We start from the raw sequence: 21,537 nt of genomic DNA, 5'->3' as shown, positions 1-21,537 counted from the left end.
AGTCTTGCTCTCGTCCGCCCATGTGTGCAAGAGATAGATAAATACGCTGTTTCATGACATTTAAAATACTATTTATCAGTAAGAATAATCTACAACTCTCTTAAATAAATCCCAGAATATACAAAAACAAGATTTATCCTTTATTTCATACACCGATGACAGTTTTTAACTCGTCAAACGATTTAATTTCATATTTTGCTCTCATTTCGCCCTCGGCCGAAAACTGTTTGTGAATATTACGTCCGTCATCCAACAAACACACTGTACTCCACCCCAAGCGATTCGGACTAATAAAATCTTTCCCTATGTTATCACCTACATAATAATATTCTTTATCTCCATATTTTCGTTGAAAATATAGATATGCCTCTGGAGAGGGCTTAGAATGCCCGAAAGATTCTGAAATAATACAATTTTCCTCACAAATAAATCGATCCAGTCCTAACGCTTTTATTTTATTGGTTTGAGTCGAACTTCTCCCATCGGTTATCATCCCCATTGTAATTCCTGTCCGCAACATGGCTGCCAATAAATTTTCCACCTCTTCCGATAACCGGATATCCGGCTTATGTTCCCGGTATTTTTTTAAATAAAGGTCGATCGGCACGTCCAACCTATACGTTTCATTCAGGCTCGCAAACACATTCAATCCCTGTATGTAAGAAGCCAACATAAAACGATAAATATCGGTCTTATCATATCTGTTTTCTATCCACCGGGCAATCTCCTTAAATGCGGATTTTACAAAATCTATTTCTTTATATAAGGTATCATCCAGATCGAAAACAACAATCTTATTTTTCATAAACGATCACCTCCGAATCATATCGTAACATCAGGGTATTATCCGACCATGTATCCGAATAAGAAATCGCCCGATTCAAAAAATATTCCTGTATAAGGCTTTCTGGGTAGTTTGCTTTCGCATAATACGATAAGGGATATCCGCCTCCGAAACGGGGATTTATTTCTATACCCACCACATCGTTGTCCGACTCCCGATAAAATAACTGAATACATATACATCCGATAACTCCCGGTAAATATTCCATACGTTCTTTTAAAAACCCCACCAAAAAATTTTTACGGGTATAACCTTTATTTATTTCTCCCGCACGAATTTCGATACGTTCTCTGGGAACGATCGATTTCACCCGGTGGTCTTTCCCATAATACATATCTACCGTAAATTCCTTGTATTCTTTTTTGTCGATGTACTCCATAAACATCAATTTCGGATGATTCAGGATATCGGGCGTCAACTCTTCCGGTTTCTCGATCAGATAAAGATCTTTGCTCAACGAGCCATCATAAGGTTTGGCGAAAAGGGGAAATACCGGATTATGCTTATCGATCTCAGCCGGTACGCGAATATCGTGATCTTCAAAAAATTTTACCGTATTCCGTTTATCCCGGCATATACCGATAAAGTTTTTATCAGACACAACGGTACATATACCGTACTCGTCGAACCGTTCCTTATTCTCCGATAAAATCTGCAATTCGGTATCAATTGTAGGAATAATCATCCCTACCGAATTTTTCAGACAGATATCGAGTAACGTATCGATATAATTGCCATCGGTTACCCGGGGCACCGTAAAACATCGATCGGAAACAATCCCTGCAGGCGCCATACGGGGATTCACATCGGTGGTAAATACTTTTGCTTCGGGAAAATTATTTTTTAATGTGTTCTGGAACTGGCGCACCAAACTCACCCGTTTACCGGCAGAAGTAATAATAATATTCTCAAGCATTTTATTTTTTTAAAATCGAATTAAATCGACACAGGAGTAGATATAAACCTCTATGATTCATGATATACCAAAGAATCGAAAACTTCTTGTTTTTATAATCTTTTTTCAGCATCCTCCCGAAGGGATATAATCCTTCCGCCGATAAACTACCGATGATCTCTTTTATCCGGGCGTTGGGCAAATTGCTTTTATACATTCTGATGAAAAGAAAGAATAGATAACTATTCCGGCGGCTGATGCATCTTTCATAACAAGCTACCGACATTTTATTTTTATGTTCTTCAATAAGAGAAGTCAAATAATGTATCGCGTAAATAAAATCATCGATAACTTTCAACAAATGAGTCATATTCTTACTGGTAGTTATCGTTCCGGCATGCCTTACATAACAATATACATCGGCATGAACCGCCGACATTCTTTCCGCCAATAAAAAAGCTTTTGTCGTAAACATACCGTCTTCACAATAACGGCCCTCTTCGAAATATAAATTATGTTTTATAATAAAGTCTTTTGAGATAAGATAGTACCAAGCTCCATTATTATAATTATGGTCGGCAATGTACCGGATACCCGATTGAGCAGCTTCTATCTCCGAAAAGTTACGGCAATATTTTTTATTGGTAAATTCATCTTCCTGGCCCCCGACAATACCATAAGTCAAAATCTCAAAATAATTATCTATCGCTATTTGCAATATACTTTTTAATGTATTTTCGACTATGAAATCATCTGAATCGACAAAACAGAGATACCGTCCCGAAGAATTTCTTATTCCTGTATTTCTCGCAGAAGATAACCCTCCATTTTTCTGAGTAATAACTTTAATTTGAGAATATTCCTTCGAATAATTTTCTGCTATTTTTACCCCGTTATCCGTCGATCCGTCATTAATAACGAGTATTTCATATTTCTCCGGCTCTATATTCTGATGGATTAACGACTCCAAACATTTCCCGATATATTTTTCACCGTTAAATAAAGGAACTATAACGCTCAATAATTTTTCCATAACCGATTAATTTTCTCCATTAAAAAATTCCATTGCGCCGCCGCTTTCCGTATTTATCCCTTCTCTGTTGAATACTTTTTTTATCGTTAGAAATACAATCTTCAAATCGAGCAAAAAAGAACAATGATCGACATACCAGACATCGTATTCGAACTTCTGTTTCCACGAAATCGCATTTCTTCCATTTACTTGTGCCCACCCTGTAATGCCCGGTCTCACTTGATGACGACGAGCTTGTTCACGATTATATAAAGGGAGATATGCGACCAGCAACGGACGAGGGCCGATCAATGCCATATCTCCTTTCAAAACATTAATCAACTGCGGTAACTCATCGACAGATAAAGACCTCACGAGACGGCCCACTTTAGTTATACGCCGCTCATCAGGAAGTAAATTTCCTTGAGCATCCCGCTCATCGGTCATCGTTTTAAATTTAATCACTTTAAATATCTTCCCGTTTTTGCCCGGTCTTTCCTGCAAGAAAAAGGCTCCGGCTCCCTTATTGGCGTAACTTAACCAAAAAGTAATAAGCAACAGTACCGGCCAAAGAACCGCCAGTACACAAAATACGAGTATAAAATCGATACCCCTTTTCAGAAAATTACGATACATGATTTTCTATTTTCCGATATTCTTCTAATATGGCTTTCCACACGATATCGCGATCATAGCGCCCGGCGATCATTTCCCGGGAATTTAGAGACATGCGGAGAAGCTCGTCGGCAGATTCCGCAAAAGATTTCATCGCTTCATATAAGGCATTCGCGTTTTTAGATGGAATAATCACACCGTTTTTCCCATCGATAATAATTTCATTGCTTCCGTTTATATCGGTTACGATCGAAGGGAGCCCCATCGCCCCGGCCTGCATGACTACATTCGGAAAACCTTCCCGATAACTCGGAAAAACAAATGCATCTGAAGCGGCCAGATAGGGTCTGACATCCTCTTTCCATCCGGTAAATACAATTCCGGCATGATGCGAAATCATCTCTTTTATTTCGGGAAGTACAGGATCGAGATGGTCTTCGAAAGGCCCTACCAAAAATAGCCGGATCCGGTTATTTTCTTTATAAAGCCGGTCGAAAGAACCGACCAGTTCATTTATGCCTTTATCCCCGACAATGCGGCCTATAAAACAAAAAGTAAATGTATTTTCTTCTTTCAACATTCCGGCTTTACGGATAACCTCATCAGTACGAGAATAATAATCCATATCTATTCCGTTTATATTACCCTGCGCGATAACATGCAACGGTTTTCTCGTAATCTTATAAGAAAGCAGGTCTCGTTTTACCCCTTCCCCTTCGGGATTTATATGCGTAGCACAATAACAGGTTATCCGGTCCATCAGGATTAAAAGCGGCTTTAACATCCCCCCGGCAGTAGGAAAAACCAATCCGGTAAAAGTATGCATTCGCACCGGTACCCGGGTTATTTTTGCCGCCAACATCGAGAGCAATCCGGCTTTAGGGGTCAGAGAATGTACCATCCAGGGACGTTCTTTACGAAATACAGCTATCAACTTAAATAACGAGATGAAGTCCTTTACCAACGATATACGCCTTTCTATCGGTACAGGAATCACCCGGACTCCTTCCCGCAAGCTTACATCGTCCAAATCTTGCCCCGGAGAAGAAATCGCGATAACTTCATAATAGCGGGACAGCATTTTTAACTGCCCTTTGAGTAAATTCTTCAGAGATACCGGTACAGTCGATATCCGAATGACTTTACGACCCATATTTTTTATCGTTCTATCGTTCAGATAAGAATTCTACGATTCTGCGAGAAGCTTTTCCGTCGCCATACGGATTTACGGCATTACTCATTTTGTCATAAACCCGATCATCGTTCAGCAAAACGTTCACTTCCCGCACGATTTTCCCGTACCCGGTTCCTACCAGTCTCACTGTTCCCGCATCGACAGCTTCCGGCCTTTCGGTAGTATCCCTCATTACCAATACCGGTTTTCCCAAGCCGGGAGCTTCTTCCTGAATACCGCCGCTATCGGTGAGTATCAGATAGCTTTTCTCCATTAAATATACAAAGCTCAAATATTCGAGAGGTTCTATAAAAAACAGATTCGGTGAGTAGTTTTGTCCGAATATCTCATAAATAGGCTTTCGTACATTCGGATTCAGATGCATAGGATAAACAAAATCTACATCGGGATTTTGTTCTACTAAAGTTTTTAAAGCATGACATATATTTTCGAAACCATCCCCGAAATTCTCTCTTCTGTGACCGGTTATCAACACCAATCGTCTATCGCCGGTTAAACGAGCGGTATCGTAACCGGCACTCAATAACCGCCTGTCGAGATCAAAAGTAAGATCACCGTCATTTTTTATTCTCTCTACCACCCTATATAATGCATCGATAACCGTATTACCGGTTACGATAATCTGCTTGTCGGGTATGCCTTCAACAATAAGATTATTTTTACTTAAGGGTGTAGGCGAAAAATGGTACGTGGCGATACGTCCTGTCAACAGCCGGTTCATCTCTTCCGGCCACGGGCTGTATATATTATGAGTACGAAGTCCGGCCTCTACATGCCCTACCGGAATCTGGCGGTAAAAAGCCGCCATTGCCGCCGCTGCGCTGGTTGTCGTGTCGCCATGTACCAAAACGATATCGGGATTTGTTTTTATCAAAACATCCCTCATCCCAAGTAATACCGCTGAAGTTACATCGTACAAGTCTTGCCCCTTTTTCATTATATCGAGATCGTATTCGGGTACAATATCAAATATCCGCAGCACCTGATCGAGCATTTCACGATGCTGGCCGGTAACACAAACAATCGTTTCGAAAATATCGGGTTCTTTCTGAAATTCTTTTACCAAAGGCGCCATCTTAATGGCTTCGGGGCGCGTCCCGAAAACCAACATTATTTTTTTCTTCATTTTTTACTCATCTGATAACTTTTCAACTTTCTTAATCCCAGCACTTTTATCATTCCATTAACCACTGAAGGAGGGATTACTTTCATCACTCGTTTTTTGATTTTCGATAATCTCCGATAATTCTCTGGTGCCCACGAATTGGCAAAATGATGAATACAATAGGTGTTTTCGGTCAGATTCAGTTTTCCGGTTTCCGGCGTAAAAGGGCAAAAATATTCACTGGGATAAAATGTTACCAAACCATCGATATCCTGAAAGTTATTATTTAGTTTTAAACCCTTTCCCTTCATATATCGGGTTATACTCTCGGTATTTGTCGTCATATCCAATGTATTATCGGGAAGAATAAAATGGCGGCCATCATACTCTCTCAGCAATTCTTTCACCCAAAGGCCCCCTTTTTCACTTGCCATTAATCCTGTCGGCACAAAACCGTTACATTCAAATCCCGAAAATGCCTTTAAATGCAAAAAGGGATCTAATCCCTTCAACACCTCGACATCGGTATCCATATATACACCTCCCTCTTTATACAAAGCATATAATCTTACATAATCGGTAACAAAGGCGAACTTTCTGCTATCGTAGGCCTCTTTGACATACGTATTGCTATTCACATCGAAAGTATCTTCGTTCCACAAACGAAATTCGTATTCGGAAAGGTATCTTTTCCATGAATCTATACATTTCAAAGCCAGCGAGGGCATTTGCCCCCTTCCGAACCAACAATAATGAATAATTTTGGGAATCATTGAATATATAAACTTTAAATTTTATTTTTATATCTATCTGATAAGTAGAGGAAAAATGCGGCAGGTACCAGTAATACCGTGATTTTATTTATAGCCGAAAATTTTTTCACGAACGGTTTTTGAGAGCAAAAAGCAAACCTCCAATAATTAATGGCAGCTTTCATTTTTTGTAAAAACGGAATAGACATACCGTATAATTCGGAATAATACAGCATGGAAGTAAAGCTACTGCTCATGCGTAACTTCGTAATTTTTGCCGTGAGCCCATCCGGTAAATACTCACATAAATATATTTTTTCGTAGAAATACCGTAATTTATAAGTTTGTGCGATACGGTTACAAACCAATGCTTCGGGGCAAAAATATTCTCCTTCTATTTCGGGAAAAGGATATTTTCTCAGAATCTCGGTTCTGAAAACTTCCGCCATGTCTCCTTTAATTTTGTATTTCATTCTGAAATCCAAAGAGCTACAATCGAGAATTTTAAAATCTACCTCTCCTCCTATTCTCCGGCCATCAGCATACGACCGTAAGCCGCAGACACCGGCAAACGATGCATCGCCCTTTATATTTTCATAATGATACTGAATACGTTCCATCGCGTTACAAGCCAGCCAGTCATCACTGTCTACAATAAAAAACAATTCTCCGGAGGCCTCTTTTACTCCACGGTTTATCGCCCTGTGTTTTCCGCCGTTCGGCTGTTTTATGTACCTTATCGTCACCTTATTCTCGTTTATAAACGATGCGATCAGCTTCTCGGTATCATCGGTGCTGCCATCATCGACGATAAGCCATTCGAAATCGGTCGAAGTCTGTTTGCACAAACTCTCGTACAATTTACCCAGGGTATACGCCCGATTATATGCCGGGGTAAATACGGTAATCATTTTTATTGAGTATTTATTACGCTTAGAATAAAATTTATAAATAAAACCGTAAAGGATGCTAATATTATTTTTACATATTGACGTTTAAAAAGTCTTTGCGTTAGAAGCGGGTATAATATAATGAAAGGAAAAAATACCCAGCTTAAATATGCGAACCTATCGGTAAAAGGTATTCGAATCACTATTAGCCAAAAACTATTGATTACGAGATACGTATTATAAATGTGACGATAAAAAGGATTATCATAATTTTTTTTATACAGGTAATAATATCCCGATATGATTGGCATCAGAGAATACAATACGAAATCGAACCTAAAACCCGCTTTATCATATAATTCGTTTTCCGTTTGGCTTAAATAAGCAACCCGTTCATCTACATTTTCAAATATTCCCTGTAAACTCTCTATAAACGAGGACAAACCCAAATACGAAAGTGTTAAAATACATAACCATATTATTAAATAAGTATTTGTATTTTTGTAATATCTTGTAAGGTATAAAGAGAGTACAGGAATTACCATCGACTTATGAAACAAAATCGATATGGAAGCAATCAATAAAAACTTATAAAGTTTTTTTTCGTAAACCAATGATAAAAACAATATTGATAATGCAAATCCGGCACGAATTGTATTTACTCCATAATTTATAAATCCCATCGAACCGAATGTAGTAAGCAAAAAAACAAAATTGTAGGAGGGCGGAATATATTTGTGTGAAAACTTATAATACCCATAGATATAAATAAAAGCGATTATAGCAAAATAAAACTGGGAATTATCATATAACGACTTAATAAACAACGCTAAATAATTCCACAATACATCCTTCTCCCAATATTGTATATTATATATCGATATTGCATCGAATAATTGTTCATATCTATATTTATCACCATATAATACGATGGGATAATAAATAATTACACAAAAAATATATATACACAATAATACTGTAAAAATATTTGAAATAGGAGCCATTAATAGCTTACGCTTAGACTTATAATGTAACACATAAATACTGCATAAAATACAGATTATTAACATTATAATGTTATTCAGATTAATATACTCCTGCGGTAACATCTATCTATAAAAAACTTTTCTACGATTACAATACAAAAGATATTAATATCATAACTATCTGGAATCTATTTTTCATCAAGATTCGATTTCAAAAAATTCATTGAAGATTCCTTATTACAGCATTCCGGATCGAGATATTGTGTATCTTCAAATGAATATTCGGTAATATTTTGTACGATATTATTCAATCTGTATCTTTCTTTCAGATCCAGTAATCGTGAGGCTCTGATCACGTCTTTATAATAAGCCAAAAACGGTTTCTTGAATTTTAAAGAGAACAAGACGCCATGAAACGAATCGGTATAAACGAATGAGGCGTTCGCAATAAGATTTACCCATTCTTCGGGTGAAGCCTCATATATAACCTGATCGGCCACGGACTTAATATCCGAAAAACAACCGGGTATTACAATGGCGATTACCTCCATGTCTCCGGTTTTATCTTTTATTTTCCGAATCGACAACTCATGGCCGCCGTCTATTTCACTTCCTAAAATATAGGTTAAGATATAGGGCTTTTCGATTCGGTTTACAAATTCTCTAAAATCATAAAGCTGTGTCGGGTCTTGAACAATTTCGGGAACACTTCCCGTTATATTTTCTACCAAGCGAGCCGTCGTATGATCCCGAACCGAAATGGCCTGAAATTTATCCAGCGAACTTTTTAATTTTCTGCGTCGGAATTTACGTACACTACTGTGTGCCGAACAAGCCGCATAACTGATTCTCTTCCCCTGAAATTCGGGAAACCAGTCTAAAAAATAAACGGTATTGCCATATAAGGGTGTCCATACCTGATCGCTACCTACTATTATAACATCATATCGTCGGGCATACGTTCCGATAGTTTCGGGAGTAACTACCGGACTCAGGTTTAAATAAGTATTTCTAAAATGATCGAACTCTTTCAGTATTGCTTTTTTTCTTTCGGTCTGCAATTCACTTTCCGAATAGCCCCTCGAGAAAAATACAGAAAATAAATCTCTCATTTTATATATAAAATCACTCACCGATGCTGAAGACTTAATCAAAGGCGCTATTTTTTTGAAAGCTGGCACACCCGGCTGAATATAATTAATTACTTCCACCTCATATCCTAACGATTTTACTATGTTTTGCAACGCGTAACACTGCAAAATACCGCCATAATTATTCCCGGATTGAAAAGTGAGAATCCCTATTTTTTTATTCTTCGGCATATTTCAAATTTCATTCTGTTATTTACCCTCCTTATAAATTTGCTCCATCTCACGATTTTCGATTCCCGGGTTAATAACGATACGCTATCTATCAACGAAAAAGAACGGTCTTTATACATTGTAAAAAAATCTTTGCGTTTACATGGCATATCCACATCTTTGGCAATACTCGGATTTATAGCGACCGCCTTCCTGAAATCGGATTCCAGAGAGGTCGTCTCTTCTGAAATTCTCTCATAAGATAAAAAACCTTTTTCGGTATTTACAAGTACCAGAGAAACACCCTTATCGTCGTTTCGATAAGCAGGGTGCACACGGGTGATCCCCCAATAGTCGCCCAAAGTGATATCGCTCCCGCTTTTTAAATCCCGAACCGGACAGGCGTGACAAGAAGGCCTCAGGTATAAATTAGACAAGAATCCTTTCAGGTAAATATTTTTGTTTAACGGCTCAGAGAGAAAAACTGTATTTTGCTCAACGCCCGCAGGCGTTGAGAGGGTGAGAGAAAAACTGAATTTTTTCCAGCCTAGCGACTTGTCTCTGAAGTGAATGCGCGATATATCGCGCATTTGAGCGGGGTTAGGGTGAGTGAAAACTGAATTTTTTCGACCGCCCTTACGGGCGATGATTTCGCGCAAATATTTCTGAAACACTCCCGGGCTGGGAACGCCATGACACACAAAATCGACCGTAAGCAAATTTTCGTATTCTTTTTTCAGGAACAACCGTAAACCCGCGATTTGGCAAGGGGTGCCCGAAAAAAGAACCTTCCTACCCGCTTTTATAAAACTTTCCGCTTCGAGAAATGCCCGGCCGATGCGACTTTGCACATATTTCGATCCCCTAAACTGCGCCAATCCTTCTTTACTCTCACAATAGCTATGCACGACTTCCCAGTTTTCATTAAAGCGGGCGCCGAAGACTACTCCTCCTTCTTCGATCACCTGTTCGGCAAGCAACGTAAAAATACCGCCTGAGGAACTTTCTTTCCGTACCGTCTCATTTTTATTTTCAGAAGCGTATACTTTTACCGGTTGGCGCTTCTCACTCCGATTTATAACCGGGCAAACCTTCTCGCAGAGTCCGCAATCGATACACAGTCTTTCATTTATTCGAGGATAAGAAAATCCCTCCTCATCCAACCGCATCTCGATGCATTCCTTCGGACACCGTTGAACACAGGCCTCACAGCCGCAACAATCCTTTTTTTCAGATAACTTTATCATTTTATAAGGATGCTCAATATTTTTTTTACCGGCTGCTTAATCAGATCCCTTTCATAGTTATTCATACTTATATGCCAGAATAAGACGATATAAATTAAAGAAAACAGAAAAACTGAAAGTATAAATAATCCCAGACTTTTTTGTATCGGAGCATACTGTACCGCACAATAACTTATTACACCTAAAAGCAACGGAACTAACGACATTTTGCCTACTTCCTTCCAAAACCTTAATATATCGATGTGAATCTTCTTATGATAATAAATATTCATCACAATTACCTGGCCCACCAACAATGCCAAAGACGTTCCGACTGCACAACCGATGCCGCCGTAATATTTTGATAAGGGTATCGACAAGGACAAACTCATAACGGCTATAACCAGGTATAATAAAGATCGAAATTTCATTTGATTGCGGGCCTGTAGAATAGTTATTCCCAAATTTTGTATCAACGGAACCGTTAACGGAATAAAGAAAAGCAAAGTAATATAATAAGCGGACTGATAGTCTGCCCCTGCCCAAAATACGATAAACTCCTTCCCAAATACAATAAATCCCGTCAGAATATAAGCCATTACGATATACTGAATACGACCTGTACGAATAAATAAATCGGATATGGATTTTTCACTTTGTCCCTTGGTAACCATGCCGGTTACCTTTGGCAAAAAAACACTCGATATGGCCGTTGAAAAACTCATGTATATCGTTTGCAACTGAATCGCAACCGCATAAATGGCTACCACAGCCGCGCCCTGATACACTCCCAACACGAATTGCCCCGTACTCCAATAAATACGGTCCATAATCGCATTCAGAAAAATCCAAAACGAATAAACGGATATCTCACGAAAAAAATCCCATTTAAATTTTCCCCGATATATTTTTATATGTATCTTATGTTTACAATACCACCAATTTATCAGTAACGTCAAAACATTGAATATCGTAGTCACAACAACCATCCCTATAGCCCTGTACCCTATATAAAGCATGATAACCATGACGACCGGATTCAGTATAATACGGATGATATTGACCGTTTTCTGAAATACGAAATCTTCATAGGCCGTTATAATTGAACCGAATATGCTTAAGGGGAAAGTGACCGCCAAATTAAAACTCATGAGCAACAACATAACCCTCACCTTTGACAAGTCATCCGCTGTCATCGTTTTTCCAAACAGATTTTCAATATTATAATATAGCAGCATCCCACATAGGAAAGCAACTACTCCGATCAGAGTATATAATCTCAAAAACATACCGAACATTTCATATTGTTCCCGCTTTTTCCCTTCGGCCCTGAATTTGGCCGTGTATCTGATAATCGCATTCCCGAAGCCCAAATCGAGTACAGTCAAATAAGCCACGACGGACGCCACAAGCGAATATAATCCATATTCGTTTTGACCCATCATACGCAACATGTATGGGGTATATAACAACCCGATTACGGTGTTTATACCTAAAGAAACATACGATAAAACAGCGCCTGCTTTTAGCTGGTTCAGTATCAAAGAAAAACGTTAAATTGAAATTGAAGAAATCAGAGAAAAAAATTTCTCTTAAAGTGGTTAAGTAGTAAGTACGACAACTATAGGTACGCTTCGCCGTCCTCAGTGTCATATATACCGAAGGAACGATTATGTACAAAAAACTGTTAAGACAATTATACATTAATTTGCACAACTATCACAACAGCCGATCGATCAGTGGAATAAACGTTTTTTAAAAATATTTGTTCGCACGATAGGTACACCTTTATTTTATCCGAACGCAAAAGTAATGCTTGATATCCATTTTTACAAACATTTTAACGTAAAATAAAAATGCCTTTTTAAACCTGCTTTTTGTCGTACATTAAGAAATTTTCGGTATAAAACCATTGTAAAAACACCGTTTTTATTTTACCAACCGGTTATATAACGACACTATAAAAAAACGATACTTATCCCATAATCCCGATGCACTCGTAACCAAAGCTTTACGCTCCCACTTTTTTAAAGGTAATTTTTTTAAGAATTTCTGAGCCTCGCGTACGAATTCTCTATCACCGATCGCTGCGGCATCGGGTAACAATACGGCATATCGGTTACGTAACACCCTTTGTTTTACGTCTTCAGATAACCCGTATTTTTTTATATAATCGAATTGTATTTTCAAAATTCCTCTTCCGTATTCATATCGTTTCTGCAACGATTTGGAATGACTCGCACTCTCTTCGAGGAAACGATAAACCGCTGTTGCCTCATCGAGATAATATATTTTCGAATTATGATAAAGATCGAGCATCCACGGAAAAGTACCGTCACAGTAAACCGTCGTAGGAGGCGGTAAAACCTCCCGCCGGCAAACCCAGGTGCAGGGAGCCAAGAAACCGGCATTCACCAAATGTTCGGTAAAATCGGTCGTTCGCTTTATCATACCGGAATGAAACACCGGATCGGAAAGTTTTTTTTTAGCCTCGTAATAAAATCTCACGTCGGTATATACCAGCGCATAATCGGGATGTGACTCCAGAAAATCGACCTGCTTTTGTAACTTCAGCGGATCTGTCCAATAATCGTCTCCTTCGCATAAAGCGACATATTTGCCGTGAACGGCGGCATTCATTATACGTCCCAGCGAACCGTCTTTTTTGGAATATTGATTCTCGGTCTCCAGTAGAGGAATTATGTTCGGATACCTTTCGGCATATTCTCGGATAATGGCGGCCGTACCATCGGTAGAAGCATCGTCATGTACGATAATTTCAACCGGGAATGTAGTACGCTGCATCACAAAACCGTCGAGACACTGCCGTATATATTTTTCGTGGTTAAAAGCCAGACAACGAATACTGACCAACGGAGCCGTTTCGGAAACCGTTTCCTTCTTATTTTTCATAATCTTCTGTTGTGCCCCATAATTTTTTAAAAGGCTGCTCTTCCATCTCTTTTTTGAAATCGAGCAAATAAGCTTTCCAGTCATACTGCGGACGGTACCCCAATTCCCTCATCGTCTTGCTTATATCCAGAACAAACTGCTGTGAATTTTTCTTTTCGGGACAGTAAACGATCGGCGATTTACGATCGTCCGGAGAAAATACATCCACAATATCGAATATACGTTGCCGCAGAGTAGAGCCTCCGCTTCCGACATTGTAAATACCGCCATCCAGGGAAGACTCTACGCTTTTTTGAACAATTTGCAAAAAATCTTTTACACAAATAGTTTCGAGTAAACGGTCGGGATCTCCCCAAATTTCTATTTTTTCACCTTTCATCGCCCGATCGATAAGGTAGCGGTCGGAAATCAGACATTTTACACCGTCGGTAAAAGTATAAGGATTGGGATGAAACATATATATACGTGACAACCTCAGGATAAAACGTTTAATGCCGTACTTGTGATAATAATGTTCGATAAGATCGACCGCAGCCATCTTGGCAATCACATATACAGCATGGTCTCCCGACATGGGTGCTCTTCTCTCGGCATCGGCTGGTATAGGTTCTTTCGTCCCGAATAAGTAACTGATGTCGAATAACGATTGCGGAAAAACGATTTTTTCGGCCCCGCATTTCCGGGTATATTCCAAAACATTCAACGTCCCTTTTACAATAGAATCGATATAAAGCGCAGGGGAATACCCCTCCATACTTGCCGGCAATGCTCCTGCAAAATGAAGAACGGCATAAATATTTTCGTGCGGTAACTTTTCGAATTGCGCTTCGTCGGCAATATCGACCGAAAAATAAGGGATATCATAATCGGCGAAAAAACCGTTATCGTTACTTCGGTGTCCTACTGCATAAACTCGGTATCCCAAGTTTTTGAAATGTACCGCAATATGAGTACCCAAGGTACCCGTCGCTCCAAATACTACAATATTTTTATTCATCGTTTACCTGTTGATTTAATTATCGATGCCCTTTTTCTCAGGAATCAGAATACGATGGTCCGATTGATATATGATATAACCGGTGCGGTCCTGAGACTTCTTTAATTTTTTAAGAGGAGCCTCCTCTATCTCATATCTATATACCCAGGGTTCTCGACTGTTTTTTTCGATAAAATCCTTAACATAACCGACATCCTCCCCCAAAAAGTAAACACCGGAATAACTGCCGGATTCGATATTCGGTTCGGTAAATTCGTTTAACGCTACCTCTATCATACCTTTTACATAATCATATCCCGTGCTGAGTAGTACCAGATCATAAGAGATAAAATCACCTCCTCCCCGGGCTCCTATTTCAATAAAATATACATTGCCCTTTCTGTCTATTTTAAATTCGGTATGCGAAGCACCGTTCTCTATTCCTATTGCATCCAATATTTTTACGACCGACTCTCTGACTCTCCGCTGAATATTACCAGGGAGATCAGTGGGCTGGTGGTGGGCTGTTTCTACAAAATAAGGTGCTCCGGTCGTTTCTTTATCGGTAATCATCAACACATAATGACGGCCGTGGAATGAAAGAGATTCTACCGATATTTCACGTCCCTCGATACATTCTTCTATTAATATTTCATTATTTGATGACGCCGACAAAGCCCGTTCTATCGCCGTAACAAACGACGGCCCGTCTTCTACTTTCGTCACCCCGTTACTGCACGAACCGTCGGTTGGCTTTACAATAACCGGGAACCGGTCGGGACTCTCCCCTTCTTTGTATAGCCGATATGCAGGTTGTAAAGATGCTTTCGCAAGATTCACTTTTTCACGCATCTTATATTTATTCCTTGCCGTGCAGGCAGTTTCGTACGAAATGCCGTTAAGTCCCAATTTTTCTGAAACATACGCCATAGTAGGTACCGCAATTTCAAGAGCATTAGAGAGAATACCATCGATATGTTCATCCCGACAAACACGAGCAATCGCTTCCTTATCAGTGATGGATATATCATAATAATGATCGGCAAAATCTTTACAATATGCCCCCTCTTTCCAAGCAAAGCAATACGTCTCTACTCCCATTTCCCGAGCTTTCGTATAAAGCTGTAAATGAGGCTTACTGGCTCCTAATATGGCTATTTTTTTCATTTTACCCAATCAAACTAATTCATAACAATCGAGTAACCGGTTGGTTTCATCGACAGAATTGAACATGAGGACATCGATCATAGATAAATAAGGAATAAAATCTGAATTGAACTGAGAATATTCGATTCCTCCGGTTTTCAAAAAACGCAGATCGATGCCGTGTTTTTTAAACTCTTCTCTGTCATACAACTCCATTCCGCCGATAGCGTTAAGATACGTATCCGCTTTAAGTAAATTACAAATATCGATAACTTTATCTTGCCCCCGTAAACCGCAATCTTTCGAAAGTTGCGATGAATATATGAGCTCGGTTTTTATACCGAGGTACGATAATACACATTTGAAACTATTACCGATAAAAAGTGCTAATTGCCGGTCGGGAAAAGAGACGATATCTTCCATCAGTTCCATTACCGGCCCATAATAAGGAGCCTTGCAATAATTCATTTGCAAGGTGCGAAGCAATCTTCTGAAATCGTCTTTTATTTCTATCTCATTGATAAGCTTGTTGGGACTGGCCTGTGACAACATGATCGTAAAGAGACTTTTTTTCCCGGCTACAATCAGGTTGTTGCGGTTGATCCACCCTCCTTTAATGTAATTTACATCATCATAAATCACGTATTTATCAACCGCTTTCATCAGTTGAAAATATCCGATATACGGCATAAAATAGGGTTGCATTATCCCCAAATTCATAACGAACGTTTTTTTATAATATTTATAACACGCTCGATATCGTTCCCGTCTAATTCATGATGCATAGGAAGACAAATTACACTATCGGCGATACAAGATGCTACCGGAAGTTTACCGGAAGATGCAGAAGGCAACCCTCTGTAAGTAGAAAACGTACTGATCAGCGGATAAAAATAACGCCGGCCGAATATATTCTTTTCTTTCATTTTAAAATATAATTCATCTCGACTCATGCCATACTGTCCGGCATCGATAAAAATAGGGAAATAAGAATAATTATGACGTACGCCCGGGATATCGTACATTAAACGCACACCAGGGATATTCTTCAATTCTTCCCGGTAACATTCGGCTACCTTTTTACGGGCATCGATAGCCGCATCGATATATTTAAGTCCCAGCAAACCATATGCCGCACGTACTTCGTCCATTTTACCGTTAATACCGGGAGCTACAATAGAAGTTTCTCCGGAAAAACCGAAATTCTTCAGATAATCGATCCGCCGCTTCATTATTTCATCTTTACAAATAAGAGCACCGCCTTCGATCGTATTATAGGTTTTGGTCGCATGAAAACTGAGCGTAGACAAATCCCCCGCTTTCAGTACCGATTCTCCGTCGACATTTACACCGAACGCATGAGCCGCATCATATATTACCTTTAGGCCGTAATTATCGGCGATCTCCTGTATACGTTTTGTATCACAAGGATTCCCATAAACATGCACCGGCATTATTGCCGTAGTTTGAGGAGTAATCGCCGCCTCGATTTTATCGGGATCGAGATTACAGGTTTCCGGGTCTATATCAACAAATACCGGTTTTATTCCATTCCACCACAGCGAATGCGTAGTCGCTACAAAACTATACGGAGTCGTTATTACTTCACCATTTATACGCAAAGCCTGTAATGCCACCATCAAAGGTAAAGTACCGTTCGTAAAAAGACTGATATACGGTACCTGTAGATACTTGCACAATTCTTTTTCAAGCTCTTGATGATAATATCCGTTATTCGTCAGCCATTTACGCTTCCAAATATCTTCGAGATAAGGTGTAAATTCCTCCAAAGGAGGTAATAACGGGGTTGTTACCGTAATTTGCCGGTCGTTTCCCATGATAAAATTATTTTATTGCCTGCTTTTTTATTAAAAGCTGCGCCCATGTTTATTTATTTTTCTCACTAATCACTTTCAATAAATACTGCCCATACTGATTTTTAAGCATCGGGGCTGCCAATTGCCGCATCTTATCTTCGTCGATCCATCCTTTTCCGTAAGCAATACCTTCGAGACAAGCAATCTTCAGTCCCTGACGTTTTTCAATCACTTCGACAAATATAGAAGCTTCGCTCAGCGAGTCATGCGTCCCGGTATCGAGCCAGGCAAAACCTCGTCCCAATAACTGCACTTTCAACTCCTTATCTTCCAGAAAACGCTGATTTACGGTCGTTATTTCCAGCTCACCTCGAGCAGAAGGTTTAATGCTTTCAGCAATATTCACAACCTTATTAGGATAAAAATACAAGCCGACCACCGCATAATTCGACTTGGGAGTACTCGGTTTTTCCTCGATACTCAATACATTTCCTTCCGCATCGAATTCAGCGACTCCATATCGCTCGGGGTCACTTACCCAATACCCGAATACCGTAGCTTTGGCCTCTTCCTCGGCCGCTCTTACCGACTCACGCAACATGGCGCTAAATCCCCGGCCGTAAAAAATATTATCTCCCAATACCAAGCAAACCGCATCGTTACCGATAAATTCTTTCCCGATAATAAAAGCCTGAGCCAAGCCATCGGGAGTCGGTTGCTCGGCATATTCGAACCGTACGCCATAATCGGAGCCATTACCCAATAAACGTTTAAAGCCCGGTAAGTCCTGTGGTGTAGATATAATTAATATATCACGTATTCCCGCCAGCATCAATACCGAAATCGGATAATATATCATCGGCTTATCATATATGGGCAACAACTGTTTACTTACTCCTTTGGTTATAGGATATAAACGTGTGCCCGAACCGCCGGCCAATACGATACCTTTCATAATTTTCTAATTTAAAACATTAAATATCCCTGTCACCCGAATAAGCCGGAGCCGATAACAGAAATACAAATATAATTAATTTTCGATATAATCCGAGATATCCCTCCCTGCAGTCAGGGACAAACGATATTCTTGTCTTTATCGATACACTCGGGATGAGCATCGATATAACGCATAATATTCCTTACAGCAACTTCGGAACAATTGTCTCTTATCAACGTGTAAAATTTCGCATTATTTTCGAAATCCCCGGGTTTATCTACCGACAATTTGAGATCTTCATGCCCGTCCACACTCTCATCTACCCGTAACCATGCAATCGAAAAACGATCGGGATGATTATAAATGCATCGTGTCCAATGAAAGGTATTATCGAGACAATCGGAAACCTTTTGTATCGTCTCAACTGAAATACATTCGGCCCATAATGGCAATCCCGTTTCGGTAGCCGGCCTGTTTTTTACTTTAAAACCAATGTAATCATAATTTCGCAACGAATCGAACTTTATCAGTTTACGTAACTGTACGCCACTCAGATACGGGCTTGCAGGATTTACCCTTACGACATAAGTACATTTACTTTCACGTATCGCCGCGGCAAGCAAAGAAGCTCCTGTGGGCTCTTCCCCACGGTAAAGCAACAAATTATGCGAACGGGCAAAATCTGCTATCGCATCGTCTGTTTTCTCACAACTCGTCGCAATCATAGTCTTGCCCAAACCGGTATTTTGCAAAGTATGGCAAATTATATCGAGTATACTCTGTTCTTCATAGAACGGAGCCAGCAAATCGACGCCCGACCCGTCTGCCTTATTACTGGCAGGCACTACATAGAGTATTTCTTCCATTTTTCGTTTTGTTCGAAAATTATGTTTTGTATCTGTTTTTACTTAGTTTCTCTGTTTAAAAAAACGATTGATAACTCCTGAAACCCTATCGATATCGCTTTCACTCATTTCCGGAGATATAGGCAGACTGAGTACTTCACGACTCAATTTTTCAGTTATCGGGAATACCAAAGAATTATATTCCCGATAGCAATTCTGTTTGTGCGGAGGCACCGGATAATGTATTTGGGTAGCTATACCTTCATTCTGCAAATACGATTGCAATGCATTCCGGCAAGTCGTTCTTATAACGTACTGGTGCCATACATGTTCTCCTTTACCTCCCGCTTGCGGCAATATCACATCGGGAATATCGATGGCTTCTGAATACATATCAGCCAAACGGTTACGACAGGCATTCATTTCATCGAGATATTTTAGTTTTACCGAAAGAAAAGCTGCCTGTATCTCATCCATACGACTATTCAGACCTTGATATTCATTATAATATTTTTTACCCGACCCATAATTTCCCAAAGATCTTACAATCTCTGCCAGACGATCATCGTCAGTCGTTATGGCGCCGGAATCACCCAATGCCCCTAAATTTTTTGTCGGATAAAAACTGATACCGGCAGCATCTCCCAATGCTCCTGTATGAACCGAATCGCCCAGATCTTCAACTTTACCGAGAGCACCCATCGCCTGAGCATTATCCTCTATAATTTTCAGGTTGTATTTCCGCGCTAACTCAACAAGCCCCGCCCCCCAACAGGATCTACCATACAAATGTACAATCATAATTGCCCGGGTACGCGGGGTAATGAGGGATTCGATATGTGAAAAATCGAGATTGAAAGTATTCTCATCGGGTTCGGCAAAAACAGGTACCAACCGGTTATCGGTAATTGCCAGCACTGATGCGATAAAAGTATTGGCCGGAACGATTATTTCATCCCCTTCGGCCATTATCCCCATTTCGATATAAGCTTTTAAAATCAAACGCAGCGCATCGAGACCATTGCCTACCGTAACCGCATACCGGCAGCCGACATATTCGGCTAATGATTTTTCGAATGCAGCCACCCGGTCTCCCTGCAGGTACCAACCCGAATCGATTACCTCTTCAGCAACCTTTTTAAGTTCCGACGCATACCGGGCGTTTATTTTTTGCAAATTAAAAAATTTCATAGTTTCGGATTTGGAGAGTTACATGTATCGTCTTTACAGGAAAGACCCTTAAAAGAACAAAAATCTCTATAATCACGTATATAATCTTCTTCGTCATAGACATCCGATGCCAATACCAGCGTTACGGCTCCCGAAGAAAAATTACGAAGTTCACGCCAAATACCGGGGACAATCAACAAACCGTAATAGGGCCGGTTCATCGAGATTACTTTTTCTCCCGAACCGTCATCGATCACAACATCGAAACTTCCGCTAACAGCAACGATCAACTGATAAAGACACTTATGCGCATGCCCTCCTCGCTCGGTACCTCCCGGTACATCATACAAATAATATACCCTTCGAATATCGAATGGCACCTCGTTATAATCTTCGACAACGGTCAGATTACCACTCGGTTCATGATGTTGACTAAATTCAATGATCCGGCAATCATCCGTTTTCGATTTATATGCCGTATCAACCGATTCCATCTTTTTTAAAATTTTTATACGATTCAAAATCTTCTATATAATCATTCGGATCATAAAGTTCTGAAGAAAGTACCAAAGCTACTGCATTGGTCGAAAAATTTCCCAAACGGCGCCATATCAGATTAGGAACATATACACCGTAATACGAACGGTTCAGATGAAAAACTTCTTCTTTGTTTCCGTCATTGAGAATAACATCGAAACTGCCCGAAAGCGCTACGATAAATTCATGCTGCGAAATAAAAGCATGTCCGCTACGTTTTTCTCCCCCCGGAACATCATATATCCAGTACGAACGCTTAATTTCGAATGGTATATGCCGGTTCTCTTCTATAATAGATAAATTTCCCCGGCTATCTTCGATTTTCGGCAAATTGATTATTTTCACGGCATCGAGTCCCATGGTTCTACAGGTCGG

General features: G+C 39.8%; 22 protein-coding genes. All 22 read right to left on the bottom strand.

Annotated elements, in window-relative coordinates; genetic code table 11:
• Positions 1-145: 145 nt before the first annotated feature.
• The 22 genes from NMU02_RS11395 to NMU02_RS11295 all read right to left on the bottom strand — a co-directional run bounded on the left by NMU02_RS11395 (position 146) and on the right by NMU02_RS11295 (position 21,522).
• A complete protein-coding gene (locus tag NMU02_RS11395; protein WP_255028040.1) occupies positions 146-805 on the bottom strand; it encodes an HAD family hydrolase in 660 nt (219 codons plus the stop codon).
• Entirely contained in the window at positions 795-1,760 is a 966-nt protein-coding gene (locus tag NMU02_RS11390) for an ATP-grasp domain-containing protein (RefSeq protein ID WP_255028039.1), read from the bottom strand. The genes NMU02_RS11395 and NMU02_RS11390 overlap by 11 nt, the downstream gene beginning before the upstream one ends.
• 1 nt (position 1,761) lies before the next feature.
• The gene (locus NMU02_RS11385) at positions 1,762-2,772 is read right to left on the bottom strand and encodes a glycosyltransferase (RefSeq protein WP_255028038.1); all 1,011 of its coding nucleotides are present in this window, start codon (positions 2,770-2,772) and stop codon (positions 1,762-1,764) included.
• 6 nt (positions 2,773-2,778) lie between these two features.
• Positions 2,779-3,387: a sugar transferase gene (locus NMU02_RS11380; RefSeq protein WP_255028037.1), complete on the bottom strand. Its 609-nt coding sequence runs from the start codon at positions 3,385-3,387 to the stop codon at positions 2,779-2,781.
• Positions 3,377-4,519, bottom strand: coding sequence for a glycosyltransferase family 4 protein (locus tag NMU02_RS11375; protein WP_255028036.1), 1,143 nt, complete (start codon positions 4,517-4,519; stop codon positions 3,377-3,379). The genes NMU02_RS11380 and NMU02_RS11375 overlap by 11 nt, the downstream gene beginning before the upstream one ends.
• Before the next feature lie 13 nt (positions 4,520-4,532).
• On the bottom strand, positions 4,533-5,687 hold the full coding sequence (gene wecB, locus NMU02_RS11370) for a non-hydrolyzing UDP-N-acetylglucosamine 2-epimerase (protein ID WP_255028035.1): 1,155 nt from the start codon (positions 5,685-5,687) through the stop codon (positions 4,533-4,535).
• Positions 5,684-6,439: a glycosyltransferase family 32 protein gene (locus NMU02_RS11365; RefSeq protein WP_255028034.1), complete on the bottom strand. Its 756-nt coding sequence runs from the start codon at positions 6,437-6,439 to the stop codon at positions 5,684-5,686. Before NMU02_RS11365 ends, wecB begins: the two co-directional genes overlap by 4 nt.
• Before the next feature lie 14 nt (positions 6,440-6,453).
• Positions 6,454-7,329: a glycosyltransferase family 2 protein gene (locus NMU02_RS11360; RefSeq protein WP_255028033.1), complete on the bottom strand. Its 876-nt coding sequence runs from the start codon at positions 7,327-7,329 to the stop codon at positions 6,454-6,456.
• 2 nt (positions 7,330-7,331) lie between these two features.
• Positions 7,332-8,312, bottom strand: a complete 981-nt coding sequence (locus NMU02_RS13750; protein ID WP_354003118.1) for an EpsG family protein — start codon at positions 8,310-8,312, stop codon at positions 7,332-7,334.
• 170 nt (positions 8,313-8,482) lie between these two features.
• Positions 8,483-9,616 (bottom strand): polysaccharide pyruvyl transferase family protein, encoded by a 1,134-nt coding sequence (locus NMU02_RS11355; protein WP_255028032.1) that lies wholly within the window; start codon positions 9,614-9,616, stop codon positions 8,483-8,485.
• A complete protein-coding gene (locus tag NMU02_RS11350) occupies positions 9,595-10,842 on the bottom strand; it encodes a Coenzyme F420 hydrogenase/dehydrogenase, beta subunit C-terminal domain (RefSeq protein ID WP_255028030.1) in 1,248 nt (415 codons plus the stop codon). The genes NMU02_RS11355 and NMU02_RS11350 overlap by 22 nt, the downstream gene beginning before the upstream one ends.
• Entirely contained in the window at positions 10,839-12,365 is a 1,527-nt protein-coding gene (locus NMU02_RS11345; RefSeq protein WP_255028028.1) for a lipopolysaccharide biosynthesis protein, read from the bottom strand. The genes NMU02_RS11350 and NMU02_RS11345 overlap by 4 nt, the downstream gene beginning before the upstream one ends.
• A 385-nt stretch (positions 12,366-12,750) precedes the next feature.
• Positions 12,751-13,734: a glycosyltransferase gene (locus NMU02_RS11340; protein WP_255028027.1), complete on the bottom strand. Its 984-nt coding sequence runs from the start codon at positions 13,732-13,734 to the stop codon at positions 12,751-12,753.
• Positions 13,724-14,731: an NAD-dependent epimerase/dehydratase family protein gene (locus NMU02_RS11335; RefSeq protein WP_255028026.1), complete on the bottom strand. Its 1,008-nt coding sequence runs from the start codon at positions 14,729-14,731 to the stop codon at positions 13,724-13,726. The genes NMU02_RS11340 and NMU02_RS11335 overlap by 11 nt, the downstream gene beginning before the upstream one ends.
• A gap of 15 nt (positions 14,732-14,746) precedes the next feature.
• Complete coding sequence (locus tag NMU02_RS11330; protein ID WP_255028025.1) at positions 14,747-15,877, bottom strand: ATP-grasp domain-containing protein; 1,131 nt, start codon at positions 15,875-15,877, stop codon at positions 14,747-14,749.
• A gap of 9 nt (positions 15,878-15,886) precedes the next feature.
• Positions 15,887-16,576, bottom strand: coding sequence for a WbqC family protein (locus NMU02_RS11325; RefSeq protein ID WP_255028024.1), 690 nt, complete (start codon positions 16,574-16,576; stop codon positions 15,887-15,889).
• Positions 16,573-17,694, bottom strand: a complete 1,122-nt coding sequence (locus tag NMU02_RS11320) for a DegT/DnrJ/EryC1/StrS family aminotransferase (RefSeq protein WP_255028023.1) — start codon at positions 17,692-17,694, stop codon at positions 16,573-16,575. The genes NMU02_RS11325 and NMU02_RS11320 overlap by 4 nt, the downstream gene beginning before the upstream one ends.
• Positions 17,695-17,743: 49 nt before the next feature.
• Positions 17,744-18,628 (bottom strand): glucose-1-phosphate thymidylyltransferase RfbA, encoded by an 885-nt coding sequence (gene rfbA, locus NMU02_RS11315; RefSeq protein ID WP_255028022.1) that lies wholly within the window; start codon positions 18,626-18,628, stop codon positions 17,744-17,746.
• 113 nt (positions 18,629-18,741) lie between these two features.
• Positions 18,742-19,476 (bottom strand): glycosyltransferase family protein, encoded by a 735-nt coding sequence (locus tag NMU02_RS11310; protein ID WP_255028021.1) that lies wholly within the window; start codon positions 19,474-19,476, stop codon positions 18,742-18,744.
• 42 nt (positions 19,477-19,518) lie between these two features.
• Positions 19,519-20,646 carry a DegT/DnrJ/EryC1/StrS family aminotransferase gene (locus NMU02_RS11305; protein ID WP_255028020.1) on the bottom strand — a complete coding sequence of 376 codons (1,128 nt, stop codon included), beginning with the start codon at positions 20,644-20,646 and terminating at the stop codon, positions 19,519-19,521.
• Positions 20,643-21,119, bottom strand: coding sequence for a sugar 3,4-ketoisomerase (locus tag NMU02_RS11300; RefSeq protein WP_255028019.1), 477 nt, complete (start codon positions 21,117-21,119; stop codon positions 20,643-20,645). Before NMU02_RS11300 ends, NMU02_RS11305 begins: the two co-directional genes overlap by 4 nt.
• Complete coding sequence (locus NMU02_RS11295) at positions 21,106-21,522, bottom strand: sugar 3,4-ketoisomerase (RefSeq protein WP_255028018.1); 417 nt, start codon at positions 21,520-21,522, stop codon at positions 21,106-21,108. The genes NMU02_RS11300 and NMU02_RS11295 overlap by 14 nt, the downstream gene beginning before the upstream one ends.
• Between the last annotated feature and the right edge of the window lie 15 nt (positions 21,523-21,537).

It is taken from the genome of Coprobacter tertius (genome assembly GCF_024330105.1).
In the GTDB taxonomy this organism is placed as follows: Bacteria; Bacteroidota; Bacteroidia; order Bacteroidales; family Coprobacteraceae; genus Coprobacter; species Coprobacter tertius.
The sequence above is the reverse complement of the archived record's forward strand: the minus strand, read 5'-3'. Positions and strand labels throughout refer to the sequence as shown.